General features: G+C 46.4%; 15 protein-coding genes. 13 read left to right on the forward strand and 2 right to left on the reverse strand.

All coding sequences use genetic code 11. The features are described 5' to 3' along the window. Nucleotide 1: 1 nt before the first annotated feature. From D0B88_RS10670 to D0B88_RS10715, 10 genes are all read left to right on the forward strand, one after another. A complete protein-coding gene (locus D0B88_RS10670; RefSeq protein WP_151057062.1) occupies nucleotides 2-1,720 on the forward strand; it encodes a GspE/PulE family protein in 1,719 nt (572 codons plus the stop codon). 18 nt (nucleotides 1,721-1,738) lie between these two features. Continuing rightward, on the forward strand, nucleotides 1,739-2,959 hold the full coding sequence (locus D0B88_RS10675) for a type II secretion system F family protein (RefSeq protein ID WP_151057064.1): 1,221 nt from the start codon (nucleotides 1,739-1,741) through the stop codon (nucleotides 2,957-2,959). 18 nt (nucleotides 2,960-2,977) lie between these two features. Further along, on the forward strand, nucleotides 2,978-3,502 hold the full coding sequence (locus D0B88_RS10680; RefSeq protein WP_151057066.1) for a hypothetical protein: 525 nt from the start codon (nucleotides 2,978-2,980) through the stop codon (nucleotides 3,500-3,502). 181 nt (nucleotides 3,503-3,683) lie between these two features. Further along, the gene (locus D0B88_RS10685) at nucleotides 3,684-4,088 is read left to right on the forward strand and encodes a type II secretion system protein (RefSeq protein WP_151057068.1); all 405 of its coding nucleotides are present in this window, start codon (nucleotides 3,684-3,686) and stop codon (nucleotides 4,086-4,088) included. A 22-nt stretch (nucleotides 4,089-4,110) separates the two neighbouring features. Further along, nucleotides 4,111-4,560, forward strand: a complete 450-nt coding sequence (locus D0B88_RS10690; RefSeq protein WP_151057070.1) for a type II secretion system protein — start codon at nucleotides 4,111-4,113, stop codon at nucleotides 4,558-4,560. Next, complete coding sequence (locus D0B88_RS10695) at nucleotides 4,544-4,990, forward strand: prepilin-type N-terminal cleavage/methylation domain-containing protein (RefSeq protein WP_151057072.1); 447 nt, start codon at nucleotides 4,544-4,546, stop codon at nucleotides 4,988-4,990. The genes D0B88_RS10690 and D0B88_RS10695 overlap by 17 nt, the downstream gene beginning before the upstream one ends. Beyond that, the gene (locus D0B88_RS10700) at nucleotides 4,990-5,778 is read left to right on the forward strand and encodes a type II secretion system protein J (RefSeq protein ID WP_151057074.1); all 789 of its coding nucleotides are present in this window, start codon (nucleotides 4,990-4,992) and stop codon (nucleotides 5,776-5,778) included. Before D0B88_RS10695 ends, D0B88_RS10700 begins: the two co-directional genes overlap by 1 nt. After that, complete coding sequence (locus D0B88_RS10705; protein ID WP_225318330.1) at nucleotides 5,768-6,277, forward strand: pilus assembly PilX N-terminal domain-containing protein; 510 nt, start codon at nucleotides 5,768-5,770, stop codon at nucleotides 6,275-6,277. The genes D0B88_RS10700 and D0B88_RS10705 overlap by 11 nt, the downstream gene beginning before the upstream one ends. Then, nucleotides 6,274-10,155 (forward strand): DUF6701 domain-containing protein, encoded by a 3,882-nt coding sequence (locus D0B88_RS10710; RefSeq protein ID WP_151057076.1) that lies wholly within the window; start codon nucleotides 6,274-6,276, stop codon nucleotides 10,153-10,155. The genes D0B88_RS10705 and D0B88_RS10710 overlap by 4 nt, the downstream gene beginning before the upstream one ends. Nucleotides 10,156-10,179: 24 nt before the next feature. Next, nucleotides 10,180-10,593 (forward strand): DUF2721 domain-containing protein, encoded by a 414-nt coding sequence (locus D0B88_RS10715; protein WP_151057078.1) that lies wholly within the window; start codon nucleotides 10,180-10,182, stop codon nucleotides 10,591-10,593. A gap of 109 nt (nucleotides 10,594-10,702) precedes the next feature. Here D0B88_RS10715 and D0B88_RS10720 read toward each other — a convergent pair whose 3' ends face one another. Beyond that, a complete protein-coding gene (locus tag D0B88_RS10720) occupies nucleotides 10,703-11,230 on the reverse strand; it encodes a glycine cleavage system protein R (RefSeq protein ID WP_040392189.1) in 528 nt (175 codons plus the stop codon). A gap of 155 nt (nucleotides 11,231-11,385) precedes the next feature. Here D0B88_RS10720 and D0B88_RS10725 point away from each other — a divergent pair, with 155 nt between their 5' ends. Together D0B88_RS10725 and rlmM are read left to right on the forward strand one after the other, a co-directional pair. Then, nucleotides 11,386-11,628 (forward strand): YheU family protein, encoded by a 243-nt coding sequence (locus D0B88_RS10725; RefSeq protein WP_151057080.1) that lies wholly within the window; start codon nucleotides 11,386-11,388, stop codon nucleotides 11,626-11,628. A 27-nt stretch (nucleotides 11,629-11,655) separates the two neighbouring features. Next, complete coding sequence (gene rlmM / locus D0B88_RS10730) at nucleotides 11,656-12,708, forward strand: 23S rRNA (cytidine(2498)-2'-O)-methyltransferase RlmM (protein ID WP_151057082.1); 1,053 nt, start codon at nucleotides 11,656-11,658, stop codon at nucleotides 12,706-12,708. A 68-nt stretch (nucleotides 12,709-12,776) separates the two neighbouring features. Here rlmM and D0B88_RS10735 read toward each other — a convergent pair whose 3' ends face one another. Beyond that, nucleotides 12,777-13,226, reverse strand: coding sequence for a hypothetical protein (locus tag D0B88_RS10735; RefSeq protein ID WP_225318331.1), 450 nt, complete (start codon nucleotides 13,224-13,226; stop codon nucleotides 12,777-12,779). A gap of 60 nt (nucleotides 13,227-13,286) precedes the next feature. On the opposite strand from D0B88_RS10735, the gene tusA reads away from it, so the two are divergent. Continuing rightward, the gene (gene tusA / locus D0B88_RS10740) at nucleotides 13,287-13,520 is read left to right on the forward strand and encodes a sulfurtransferase TusA (protein ID WP_007642439.1); all 234 of its coding nucleotides are present in this window, start codon (nucleotides 13,287-13,289) and stop codon (nucleotides 13,518-13,520) included. The last annotated feature ends 83 nt before the right edge of the window (nucleotides 13,521-13,603 follow it).

A 13,603-nucleotide genomic window follows, 5' to 3' on the forward strand; every position in this document is an offset into this window, starting at 1 on the left:
TATGATGAATCTCGCTTCGCAAAAACGTATTCGTATCGGTGATTTACTCGTTGAAAAGAATATTATTTCGGAAACCCAATTGCAGCATGCCCTGCAAGAGCAAAAACTCACCGGCCGGAAATTGGGCGCCACGCTGGTTGAATTGGGTTATGTGGAAGAAAATGCATTGCTTAATCTGCTGTCGGCACAGCTGGATATTCCGTTCGTGGAGCTAAAACAATTTCGTTTTGATCGCACTTTGGTGCAGCGTTTGCCGGAAACCAGTGCGCGCCGTTATCGCGTGATGTTATTGCGCGAGGATTTTGATGGCCTGTTGCTCGGCATGGCCGATCCAACCGATATTTTTTGCCTGGATGAATTGCAGCGCTTGCTGCAAAAAAATATTAAACCGGCGGTAGTGCGTGAATCGGAACTGCTGGATATTTTGGATATCGCTTACACCCGTGCCAGTGAAATCGCCACCCTCGCCGGTGAATTGGACGAGGAACTGCAGGAATCAGCGGTGGATCTAGCGGAATTTGCGGTGGGTGCTGCCGACAGTGAAGCGCCGGTGGTGAAACTGCTGCAAAAAATATTTGAAGAGGCTATCAATACCAAAGCGTCTGATATTCATATAGAGCCGGATGAAAAAGTATTGCGTATTCGCACCCGTATCGACGGTGTTTTGTTAGAGCAGGTGATGAACGAAAAGCGTATCGCATCGGCACTGGTGGTGCGCTTGAAATTAATGTCGGGCATGGATATTTCTGAAAAACGTCTACCTCAAGACGGTCGTTTTAACTTAAAAGTTAAACACCACAATATTGATGTGCGTATCTCCACTATGCCAGTACAGTTTGGTGAATCGGTAGTTATGCGTCTGCTCGATCAAACTGATGGGGTTAGGCCGTTAGATGCGGTGGGTATGCCGCCTCATTTAATAGAGCGTTTTCGCAAAATTATTACTCGCCCCCACGGCTTGGTATTAGTGACCGGCCCAACGGGCAGTGGTAAAACCACCACTCTTTATGGCGCCTTGTCAGAATTAAATAAGCCGGAGAAAAAAATCATCACGGTGGAAGATCCGGTGGAATATCGCTTGCCGCGCATTAGCCAGGTACAGCTGCATGAAAAAATTGGTTTAACGTTTGCGAGTGTGCTGCGCGCCACGTTGCGACAAGACCCGGATATTTTATTGGTGGGTGAGATTCGCGATGCAGAATCCGCCGAAATTGCGTTGCGCGCTTCCATGACCGGCCATATGGTGTTATCAACCTTACACACTAATGATGCTGTTACCTCTGCCATGCGCTTAATGGATATGGGAGTCGACGGTTATTTGGTAGCAACTGCGCTCAAGGCGATTGTTGCCCAGCGCTTGGTGCGACGTATTTGCTCCAGTTGTATTCATCCTTATTCACCGGATGCCAATGAACAGCAATTGCTGGCGGCTATAGGTAAAGGGCGCGATTACAGTCATGTGGTTTTCAAAAAAGGGACTGGCTGCCCCCATTGTCACAACACGGGTTATCGCGGGCGTATTGGTATTTTTGAAATGTTGGAATTAAATCAAACCATGGCGGAAGCTCTGCGCGTAAATGACCTCAATGCATTTATGCAGGCCGCTAATGCTGTGCCGGATTTTGTTAACTTAAGCGAGGCCGCATTAGGTTATGCGATAGAAGGGCTAACCACTCTGGATGAAGTGATGTCTATTTCTGCCCAAGTGAGTGAAATTTAAAACCATGAGAAAACTCTAATGGCGGTATATGAATTCAAAGGCCGCAATGCCGAAGGGCGTTTAATTACCGGGCAGGTGGATGCCTCCAGTCAAGATGCTGCTGTAAACCAATTACTTGGGCGCGGCATTACGCCCGTTGATATTAGTGAATTTATTGAACAGCTGAGTTTTTCTGAACGTTTTGTCCGCGCGACTAATCGTGGCCGTGTAGAAAAAGTAGAGCTGATTATGTTTTGCCGACAGATGCATACCATCAGTCGTGCGGGTATTCCGTTAGTAAAAGGGTTGCGTGGTCTGTCGGCATCACTGCGTAACTATGCGTTCCAGCAAGCGTTAAATGATGTGGTCGAGCGTTTGGAGGCGGGTGTAGAGCTGTCTACTGCGATGCGCGCGCACCCCAAAATTTTTGATAATTTATTTGTCAGCTTGGTCAGTGTAGGGGAAAACTCCGGTCGCCTGGATTTGGTATTCAAACAACTCAGCGAATATATGGAGCGTGATCTTGAAACCATCAAGAGCATTAAAACGGCATTGCGTTATCCCAGTTTTGTATTAATCGCCATTTCAATTGCGATAGTGGTTATCAACGTAAAAGTTATTCCGGCGTTTGCCAATTTATTTGCTACCTTCGGCGCTGACTTGCCCTTACCAACCCGTATCTTGATTGGCATTTCCGATTTTTTTGTCGATTTCTGGTTGTATTTGTTGCTGATTATTAGTGCCTTGGTGGCTTGGGTTTATCACTACATAAAAACCCCGGAGGGTAGCCGGGTGTGGGGGCGTAAAAAATTAAAATTGATTATTGTGGGCGATATTATCGAACGCGCCTCTCTAGCGCGTTATGCGCGCTCATTTGGCTTGATGTTAAATGCGGGGTTGCCCTTATCCAATGCGCTGGAATTAAGTGCGCGCGCTGTGGATAACCCTTATTTGGGAGATAAAATTCGCGGTATTCGTGCAGGTGTGGAACGTGGTGAAGGATTATTCCAAACCCATTTGGTGAGCGGTATGTTTACGCCGCTGGTATTGCAGATGATTTCTGTGGGCGAGGAGAGCGGCCAGGTAGATGCGCTACTCGCCGAAGTTGCTGCGTTTTATGAAAGCGAAGTGGAATACGATGTAAAGCAACTCAGCGATAGAATCGAGCCAATCATGATTGTGATCATGGCTGGTTTTGTCACGGTTCTTGCGCTGGGTATTTTCTTGCCCATGTGGGATATGTATAGCATCCAAAAATGAGGTTGCTGCGCGCATACCATGAACACCTATCATAATGGAAGATTTGAATGGTTTGTGGTTGCCATAGTGATAGCAATCATCACTATTGTTGCACTCAGCCGCTATTGGTTTATGGCGGAAGATGCGCGTATTTTGCGCATGGAGATTCTTGCGCATCGCTTTGTTACGGCATCAGCGAATGCGCGCATTGAATTTTTGGTCAGCGGTTTGGCTGCCAAAGGTGATCCTGCGCAGCGATATATAACAATTGCCAACCGTGTAGTGTATTTTTCGGCACAAGCCTGGCCGGTGGCAGTGAGCGGGCCAGTAGTGGAGGGTTTTAGTTTGACGGAGGAGGATTGTGCGCAACTATGGGAGCTATTATTGCAAAACCCCGCCGCACTGAGCCGTTCTACACAGCTGAATGAGAGTGCTGAATATCAAGTCTATGCTGGCGATTTAGTCTGCCGTTTTGAGTTGGTTAACAGCAATGCATTTTTTGATTATTACCCCATGGATGGCAGAATGTTGTTTAGCCCAGGGGGAGAGCGGGATTCACTATAAATTATTAGCTTAATAACTGGATTTGTTGTGTTATTTGGCTATATTTGAACTCAATACTATTGAGTTTAGTACGTAAATCCAACCGGGTTTGCGGCAGCAGGGATGTAGTAATAAATAAGCTATGCTTGTGGATACAAACGCTTTTGTTAACTTATCTTTTTTACTGTCGTGGAGTTTGGTTATGAAACAACAATCCGGTTTTACGTTGATCGAATTAATCGCTGTTATCGTTATTTTGGGTATATTGGCGGCAACTGCACTGCCACGATTTGTGGATTTATCTGAAGCAGCACGTGAATCTGCGCTGCAAGGTGTGGCTGGTGCATTGGGAAGCGCGGCCGCGCTGAATCATGCTAATAATATTGCTGATGATGCAGGTTTGGAAACGCCCTCTGTAATCACCAGTGTTGAAGATTGTACTGATGTTGAGAATTTGCTGGATGGCGGGTTACCCGATGATATGGTAATTGGTGGTGCAACGGGGCTAACTGAGGGGGCATCTGGAGCCTGTACTGTCGCTTATTCGGATACAGATATAGATACACCACCTGCTAACTTTACTGCTTACGGTGTAGATCCTACTTAATAGTTTATGTTAATGAGATGGAATGAACGCGAAAGAGCGAGGATTTTCACTGATTGAATTAATTACCGTAATGATTTTGCTCGGTATTCTTTCGATCACGCTTTTTTCACGCTTAGGCCCCGTTAACACAGCAGCAGTACAATCAGGCCGCGATGACATCATCGCGGCCTTATTTTTTGCGCAACAAACTGCGATGATGCGTAGCAACGGCGGCAATATTCGACTGGTTATCACCAGTAACAGTGTCAGTGTGACGGAAAATAATAATCCCATTGCGGTGACATCTACTTATTACCCGCTGGTTTTACCTCAAGGCGTTACGGCAACTACAACCGATGTGGACGGCGTGTTTATTTTTGACAAGCTGGGCCGTACTACGGCGGCAAGTATCACGCTTATCGGCTCTGGAAACACAGCAGGTACATCGGCAGTTATTCAGGTGGAGGCAAGTGGTTATGCTTACGCCAACTAAAAAAAATCAGTCAGGTGTGAGCCTGATTGAATTGATTGTATTTATTGTGGTGGTCAGTATTGCGCTCTTGGCGTTGGTGGGTATTTATCGCCAGGCGACCATTAATAATGCTGATCCCATTATTCGTATGCGTGCGCTGGAATCTGCACAATCCCTGCTCGATGAAATTATCTCCCTTAGATATGACGAAGCAACGCCAACAGGTGGTGTTCCTGCATGTTCAACGGTTGGAGCGATTGCTTGTAATAATTCACCTGACGACAATATGAACGACGTCGATGACTATCATAATTTTAGCGATACACCTTATCCAAATTATGTGCGTTCAGTGAGTGTGACAACCGCCAATAACATCAAATTAATTACCGTCAGTGTGACCACACCCACTAGCGAAACCTTTTTGTTATCTGCCGAGCGAGCCAATTTTTAATGCGTAACGTGCGCGCTGATCTGCAGAACTCCTCTGTGCGTGGTTTTACGCTGGTGGAGTTAATTGCGGTGATGGTGATTTTATCCATTATCGCCACCATTGGTGTGGGCTTTGTGGTGCGCGCAACCGAGTCTTACCAGAGCACACAAACCCGCGCGTTGTTGGTAAATACAGCACGACAATCCATTGAACGCATGACGCGACAATTGCGCGGCGCCTTGCCTTTTTCAGTACGTTTAACCAACGCCGATCAGTGCCTGCAATTTATGCCGATTGCAGCGGGTGGTAATTATTTTAATACGGTGCCGGACCTACAAAATCTCGCGCAACTTACAACGACTGTTCCAGCCTCTCCAGTATCGATTGATTTTGGTACCGCCCGCTTTGTTGCTATAGGCGCTATGAGTGCCAATGAAATTTACGGTTCCTCGCCAGCGTCGCTAAGAGGCTATCTGGGTTATAACGCTGGCAGCTTACAGTTGGCTTCCAGCCAGCGATGGCAACGCAACTCCATTAATAAGCGCTTTTATTTGTTGGATAATGCACAAGCCTTTTGCCTGGTGGCGAATGAGTTGCGCTTTTACGGCGATATCAATCCGCAAAGCGCTAACGTAAACCTTGCGGGCAATTTCGATATTCTCGCCCGGAATGTAACGGCAACTACCCCTTTTGTTTTTGTAAATGGATCTGCAAACCGTAATACACAGATAACCTTATCGCTCACCTTTGCTACTGGTGATGAAAGTATTCATTACACCCAGGGAGTGTTTATTCGCAATGTTCCCTAAACGCCAGGTCGCTATGAATGTAAATACCCAGCGTGGTTTTTTATTGCCATTGGCACTTTTTATTATTGTGGTAATGGGAGTTTTGGCGCTCACTATTTCCCGCACATCAACCCAGTCACAAACGGCGGTGGTGCAGGAATTTATGAGCCTGCAAAGTTTTTATGCGGCGGAGAGTGGCGCCCAACGTGGAATGAAAGCGATTTTTTTTGACGTGAATGGCCGCCAAGCGGCCGATGCCGCTTGTGCAAACATGAACATCAACCCCAATTATGCCGGTGTGGATGGGCTGAGTAGTTGTACGGTTACCGTGACCTGCAGCTGCCGTTATCAAAATGGTAATAATTGCGCACCGGGTACAGCCGCCAACTATTCAGCCACTGCCAGTGCAGACTTGTTAAAAAGTTTTTATACCATCAATAGCCTTGGCCGTTGTGGGGGGCACGAATATCGTGCAGAACGCAGGATTCAGGCGGGTGCATTTTTGGAGCAGGAACAATGAACATTCTTGTTGCAAGCTTCTCTTTATTTTTTAGGAAATTGCATCTTTTTTTTGGGCTTTTTTTTGCTGGTATTTGCGTCCTTACTTGCTGCTTTGCCAGTGCCGTAAATGCCGCGACTTACAATTTATCCAGTGGCCAGTATCCACCTTGTAATACTTCCTGGAGCGTATCGGGTACAACCTACACTTGTACCGGTAACGGGCGCGTTACCCTCGCGAGTGGTGATGTATTGGCTTCCAATGCCACCATTACCATTTCCGCTAACGACGGATTTGTACTGAGCAATAATGTAATAGGTTCGGTCACCAATAATATCAATTTGGTTTCCAGTTACGGTGCTATCCAATCCGGCAATACCAACACCCTTTATGGTTCAATTACCAGCGACAGCAGCCCCATTACTCTGGTCAATACTACCGTCACAGGAGCAATTACTACGAGCGGTAGTATTAATCTAACGGGCGGCAGTGTTGGTGGAAAAGTTACGAGTAGCAGCAATACTATTACCACAAACGGCACTAATTTATACGGCGGCGCCCAAGCTAGGTCAGGCATGAGTTTTACGGGCGGAACCCTCGCGGGCAGTTTTGTAATGACGTCAAATAATCCTGTCACTTTTTCCGGTGTGACCATGACCTCGGGTAGCATATCCGGCGCGAGTACGGTCAGTATCCAAAATGGCAGTGTGATTGGCTCCTCCTCTTCTTCTGTCACTATTTCCAGCAACAGTGGGGCAATAACCGTTAATAATTCTATCGTCTATGGAAGTTTAACGGCGCCTGGTTATTCAACAGTAAACGTGACCAATAACGGTACCGTATATGGCTCCTGTTTGCCCAATTCCACGCCCACCAATGCTTGTAATTCCACTCCCGTTGTTTGTACGACGGGACTGATAGGTGGACTGTTGGGCAACTATTACAACAATACGAATTTATCCGGGAACCCTGCTGGTACTCGGCTGGATACCAACATCAACTTTGATTGGGGCACAGGTTCCCCCGGTGTGAGCAATGTTAATAGCAACCAATTCGGTGTGGTCTGGACTGGTAAGCTGCGAGCACCTACAACGGGTAATTATCGCTTCCAGACTGTGTCTGACGATGGCGTTAGGCTTTGGGTTAACAACCAATTAATTATTAATAACTGGAATGATCACGCAGCGGCCACAGATACCAGCACGACTATCGCTTTACAGGCTGGATATGCCTACGATGTTCGCCTTGAATATTATGAAAATACTGGTCAGGCGGTAATCAGGTTGTTATGGAGTCCGCCGGGCACTGCTACTTTTTCCACCTTGGGTACAGCAGGGGATCCTAACCAAAGCACAGCAAATTATTGCGAGGTACCCGTCGCCAATTGTAATAATGGTTTTGTTGGTGCTGCCGTTGGGCAATATTTTAATAACAATAATTTATCTGGTAGTGCGACAGCAACCCGCCAGGATCTCGCTATCGATTTTGATTGGGGAACGGGGGCGCCAGGTGTTCCAGGCGTAAACGCCGATAATTTTTCTGTGCGTTGGAATGCGACCTTAAAAGTTGACACTACCGGAAGTTATCAATTTCAAACATTGTCGGATGATGGTGTACGCCTGTGGGTTAATAACCAGCTAGTGATTGATAACTGGACAGTGCACGCGGTTACTACAGACACTAGTCCAACGATCAACCTTACGGCGGGTCAGACTTATCCCTTGCGTTTGGAGTTTTATGAGAACGGTGGCCATGCCGTTATTTCGCTACGCTGGCGTCGCCCGGGTGATTCGAGCTTCCTGCCCATTTCGGGGTGCCCTGCGAAAGTGAGTTATTACGGTATATCTCACAGCGGCACTGGTTTAACTTGTACTGCGGAACCAATAATCATTAGGGCCTACGATGCCAATGGTGCATTGGTTGCGCCGGATCCAGGAACACAGGTTATGCTGTCCACTGCGCCTGCAACGGGAACCTGGGTTGCAAATAACTATACTTTTACGGGAACTGAAAATGCCTTTCAAGCCTTTCTGCGACAAACAACACCCGCGACGCTTAACATTAATGTCACTGACGGTAGTTTTTCAGAGAGCCCGAGTCTTGACCCTTCAATTACGTTTTTGGATACAGGTTTAAAATTTTACAACGCAACAGGTTCTAATGCGGCAATTGCAAACCAACGAGCAGGCGTAACCGCAACTACACCTGTCCTGCGCGCTGTGCGCACTAATAGCGATACAGGTGCATGTGAAGCACGAGTTGCTGGCACGCGCACGGTGAATATTGGTTATGAATGTATCAATCCGACAACTTGTGTAGCCGGTCAAGTATTCACGTTACAAGGAACTGGCGTTGCAGCTAACAATTTGAACGGGAGTGCAAATCGTACATCTGTGGCGCTCACCTTCAATGCTAATGGTGAAGCGCCAATTCCTTTTAACTACGCTGATGTAGGGCGCGTTCGCCTTCATGCTTCATTACCGCTTGCGGCTTCTGGCAATAATCCGGCTATTACGCTTGCAGGAAGCAGTTCTGATTTTGTAGTGCGACCTGAGCGATTAGCTGTCACTGCCGTGCAGCGATCCAACGGTACAAGCAATCCCGGTGGTACCACCGCACTGGGAGCTGCAGCTGGTTTTGCGGCGGCAGGGGAGGCGTTTAAAGTAGTAGTGCAAGCACAAAATGCCAACCAACAGCCCACGCCAAATTTTGGCCGTGAGATCCAAAGTGAAAATAATATTTTGCTTAAGGAATTTGCATTGGTTCATCCAGTTGGTGCTACGCTAACCTCTCTTACCAACGGCACCGCCGGTAGTTTTGCTGCAACAAATCCTCAAGGCAGTTTTGAAAATACTAATCTGCGCTGGAACCAGGTGGGGAGTTTAACCCTGCGCCCTGAACTTGCAGACAATGATTATCTAGGTGCGGGCGCACCTAATTATATTGTTAGTAATACGGTCGGACGTTTTTATCCTGACCGCTTCGAAATGGTTTCTAAATCACTGAGCAATGGCTGCAGTACGTTTTCATATATGTCGCAGCAGCACTTGCCGCTGAATTATGAAATACAAGCTCAATCCTTGAGCGGTACTATGCTTTCCAATTATGGGGCCACTTACGGTACTTTGCCGAGCCTTGCTTACGTGGCAGAAAACGCCAATGCCGCTAACGGCGCGGTGCTGAGCCCACGGGTGATTGAAACCAGTGCAAAAAATTGGAGTGCCGGCCGCTTACTTGTCGCCACTAATGCGACGTTTAATCGTGTAGCAACACCTGATGGCCCTTACCCTGAATTAAATATTGGTTTAACGCTCACAGATACTTTCGATGGCCGTGAACTTGCGGCAAGAGACATGAATGCGACCACCACAGGGGTATGTTCCGGTGCTGCCTGTACCGCACGTCAGCTCAACACTACACCGCTTAATTTACGCTTCGGACGTTTGCGTTTGGACGACGCTTTTGGTTCTGGCTCTGCTGATTTACCGGTAAATTTTATTGCCGAATATTGGTATGGAAATCGATTTGTTAAAAACCTGAATGATAGTTGCACTCTGATTTTGCGCAGTGCAATTAATTATCCTGCGGGCAGTATATTAACTCCGGCGAATTTAACAGTAGGTCTCAGTGGTGGATCCACCACTGGAATTTATAATTCCATGACCCCAATCGAAATTGCGTTTTCAGGTGGTGATGCAGGGCACAGGTTTTCGGCGCCGGGTGCAAATGCCTCGGGAACATTTAATGTTAATGTCAATTTAACTAGCTATCCCTGGTTACGTTTTGATTGGAATGGTGATGGTGTACATACCGATACGTCACTACCCGCGGCCCAATATGGTTTTGGCCAATATCGCGGCCATGATCGGATTATTTACTGGCGCGAACGTTTTGACTAATTGAGGCATTATCAACAAATAATTATGGATATGACCATCACCACCCCGAGCTTATTATTTCCAGCAATTTCATTATTAATGCTGGCTTACACCAATCGCTTTGTGACGCTGGCGAATGTGATTCGCCAGCTGAGTAATCTGGATAACGCACCTAGCCGTGATATTGTGATTCGCCAAATCGACAACCTGCGTATTCGCATGACTGTGATTCGATTTATGCAGGCATTTGGGGTTTTATCGTTTGTGTTTTGCACCTTGTCGATGTTTTCGCTGTTGTTAGCGTTTCAGGTGGCGGGCATGTATTTGTTTGCTGCAAGTTTAGTATTGTTGGTGGTGTCTTTGTTATTTTCATTTTACGAAGTGAATATTTCAACCAAGGCGATAAATATCGAACTGGAAAAGTTTGATGCGGTGATGCAAAAACACAAACACGATTAATGCTTACTTTTTTACCAAGGAATCTTGGGGATCAATAAAAATGGCAGCGGATGGCTGCCATTTTTGTCCGCGCAATAAAGCCCATAAGGAGAGCAGGGGCCTAACAGCATTATCGCTCGGTGGACGATTCCAGGCGTATATCAACTGCCAGTTCATCGGCAATTTTATCCAGGTAGTCATATAGCTCATTCATATCGACCGATTTAGGCACCTCAATCACACCCGTGGCCTCAAACAGTGGTTCGCCGGACCAAGGCATACTTGAACACGCCGTTTCCAGTTCGCCCATGTTAATATGGCGAGCGGCGAAAGCTTGGGCTATTTCGCGTACAATACCGGGCCTATCATTGCCCACGACGCTAAAGCTAAATTCACGGCAATCGGGTTTGCTAATAGTAACGGCGTCTTCGATAACGATTTTCAGCCCTTTTTCGGCCAATTGATTCAGTGCAGTACGCAGCTCCGCCAGATGTGACTCCGCAACGGCAACCTGCAGGATACCCGCGAACTTACCAGCCAAGTGTGCCATACGGCTTTCAAGCCAATTGCCATGGTGTTGGTTAATAGTGTGTGCAAGCAGTTCCACAACACCGGGGCGATCGTCACAAATTACAGTTAAAACAAGTTGTGTATTCACGGCAATTCCTTAATGGTTATTGATTCGGTGTTTTTAGATTATTTATCCATTCGCTAAGCGGTTAATTCGCTGTGTTATCCAGTTTAAGATTACTCTGCTTGTTGTTACTGAACAAGCTGTGAGTGAACCCCTATTGTTAAGTCAGAGATAAGCCGATGATTATTCCCTATGAACAATTATCGAGCGATACCTTGCAAGGACTGATAGAAGAGTTTATTACCCGTGACGGTACTGATTACGGTGTAGAGGAAGTATCGCTCGCAACTAAAGTTGAGCAAGTTAAAAAACTGTTAAAGCGTCGCGAGGTAGTGGTGGTGTTTGATTTTTCGACCGAGTCCGCCAGTTTGCTTACTCGTCACGATGCTGAGCTTATCGCGCAGAATAATACTGCCGATTAATTTTTTACTCTTTATGATGAGAATATTGTGAATCATTTATTTTTGCATTGTCGCGCAGGATTTGAAAAAGAATGTGCGGCGGAAATATCCGATCTGGCTGCTGGTTTGGGTATCTATGGTTACAGTAAAACCAAAGACAATAGCGCCTATGTACTTTTTATTACCCACGAACCGGATGGTGCGGACAATCTGATGAAGCTGTTGGGTTTTCGCAAATTGATTTTTGCTCGCCAATGGTTTGTATGCGCTGGTTTAATTGATGATTTACCGGTTACTGATCGCGTGACTCCCCTCTGTGCGGCTGCGGCGGATTTGCCAAAAACCTGCGAATTAATCATTGAGACAGTCGATACCAACGAAGGTAAAGAGCTGTCGGGTTTAAGTAAAAAAATCACCGCACCATTTGAAAAAGCGCTGCGAGCCGCCCAATTGGTTTACCCGAAAAGCCCAATGCGTCTGCATTTGGTATTTATCTCCGGTACTCAGGCTTATGTGGGCTTTAGTCCCATTTATAATTCATCACAGTGGCCCATGGGCATTGCGCGTTTGCGTTTACCGAAAGAAGCGCCCAGCCGTGCAACCTTAAAATTGGAGGAGGCTTGGCACCATTTCATTCCCGCAGAAGAGTGGGATGTTCGCTTGGCTTCAGGAATGCGCGCGGTAGATCTGGGGGCAGCACCCGGTGGTTGGACCTGGCAGCTGGTGCAGCGCGGAATGTATGTAGAGGCCGTAGATAACGGGCCTATGGATAAAAATCTGCTGGAAACCGGGCAGGTATTGCATATTTTGACCGACGGTTTTTTATATGAACCTAAAAAGCCAGTGCACTGGTTGGTCTGCGATATTGTAGATAAACCCGCGCGAGTGACCAGTATGATTATTCGCTGGTTCACTAAAAAACATTGTCGCGAAGCCATTTTTAATTTGAAGCTACCAATGAAGCAGCGTTATGCCGAAGTGAAAAAATGTGAAGAGCGGATTCGCGCTGAGTTGGAAAAGGCGGGGTTTAAATTGGATATTCAATTTAAGCAGCTGTATCACGATCGTGAAGAAGTAACAGGATATTTGCGAGTGTATTAATCCTCGTGTGAGTTGGCGATAAGTTGATCGCCAACTCACTAGCTGGTTTTTTGTTAGATGCTTAAAACTTAATGATAAGAGGTGCGGTCATTTTGATCCGCTGCAGTATTTTGCAAAACCCATTCGGTGAGTTGTACCCAATCTTCAATAAGGGTTCGCAGCAGTGTCATGTGGCCCGGAGGAAGATTTTTATCACGCAACGCGCTCTCGCCAATCTCGGTTAATACCGATACTATTTTGCCAATAGTGTGTGCTTTGAGCGAATCCAGAACCTGGGAATTGAGTAACATTTCGCCGGTATAGGCAGATTGCAGATCTTCGTAGGAAACATTGGGTATTGTATCTATTGCTTGTTTGACTGCGTGAGCCAAAAGAGGGTTGTTATTGCGCAGCAAACGAAACGTAAGTTCCAGTGCTTGGCGGCTAAAAAAGTCTGTTGGCATATAATCTACTGCTGGTTTCCGAGACATCGAACCTGGTTCCTCGGTAGTGAAATTTTCTCCTACACGTTTTTCCATTATTGATAGCATAGCAACTTCACTGTTCTTCGCTTGTGTATTTATAGACGATTTAAAACTATGAATTTAGAAATTGATAAAACTTTAGATACCTGCGGTTTACTCTGCCCTGAGCCGGTAATGATGCTTCATAAAACCATGCGCGAAACTGATTCGGGGCGTGTGATAGAGGTGATTGCCACCGATCCTTCAACGCTGCGCGACATTCCAAAGTTTTGTTTATTTTTGGGTCATGAACTTATCGAACAACAGCAAACGGAAAAAAATTATATTTTTTATATTCGCAAAGCGTAGAAAACTATTTTTTCTACGTGTTTGGTTATAATTGCGCCACATCAAAAACAGGTAGCCATAAAAAAACGCCGCTAATGCGGCGT

This window comes from Cellvibrio sp. KY-YJ-3 (genome assembly GCF_008806955.1).
Taxonomy (GTDB): Bacteria; Pseudomonadota; Gammaproteobacteria; order Pseudomonadales; family Cellvibrionaceae; genus Cellvibrio.

What these genes read in the sequence shown, in the direction of transcription:
- D0B88_RS10685 (WP_151057068.1), top strand. Translation starts at nt 3,684, where the DNA reads ATGAAACAACAATCCGGTTTTACGTTGATCGAATTAATCGCTGTTATC.
- D0B88_RS10695 (WP_151057072.1), top strand. Translation starts at nt 4,544, where the DNA reads ATGCTTACGCCAACTAAAAAAAATCAGTCAGGTGTGAGCCTGATTGAA.
- D0B88_RS10670 (WP_151057062.1), top strand. Translation starts at nt 2, where the DNA reads ATGATGAATCTCGCTTCGCAAAAACGTATTCGTATCGGTGATTTACTC.
- D0B88_RS10715 (WP_151057078.1), top strand. Translation starts at nt 10,180, where the DNA reads ATGGATATGACCATCACCACCCCGAGCTTATTATTTCCAGCAATTTCA.
- D0B88_RS10675 (WP_151057064.1), top strand. Translation starts at nt 1,739, where the DNA reads ATGGCGGTATATGAATTCAAAGGCCGCAATGCCGAAGGGCGTTTAATT.
- D0B88_RS10700 (WP_151057074.1), top strand. Translation starts at nt 4,990, where the DNA reads ATGCGTAACGTGCGCGCTGATCTGCAGAACTCCTCTGTGCGTGGTTTT.
- D0B88_RS10710 (WP_151057076.1), top strand. Translation starts at nt 6,274, where the DNA reads ATGAACATTCTTGTTGCAAGCTTCTCTTTATTTTTTAGGAAATTGCAT.
- D0B88_RS10690 (WP_151057070.1), top strand. Translation starts at nt 4,111, where the DNA reads ATGAACGCGAAAGAGCGAGGATTTTCACTGATTGAATTAATTACCGTA.
- tusA (WP_007642439.1), top strand. Translation starts at nt 13,287, where the DNA reads ATGAATTTAGAAATTGATAAAACTTTAGATACCTGCGGTTTACTCTGC.
- D0B88_RS10680 (WP_151057066.1), top strand. Translation starts at nt 2,978, where the DNA reads ATGAACACCTATCATAATGGAAGATTTGAATGGTTTGTGGTTGCCATA.
- D0B88_RS10725 (WP_151057080.1), top strand. Translation starts at nt 11,386, where the DNA reads ATGATTATTCCCTATGAACAATTATCGAGCGATACCTTGCAAGGACTG.
- D0B88_RS10705 (WP_225318330.1), top strand. Translation starts at nt 5,768, where the DNA reads ATGTTCCCTAAACGCCAGGTCGCTATGAATGTAAATACCCAGCGTGGT.
- D0B88_RS10735 (WP_225318331.1), bottom strand. Translation starts at nt 13,226, where the DNA reads ATGGAAAAACGTGTAGGAGAAAATTTCACTACCGAGGAACCAGGTTCG.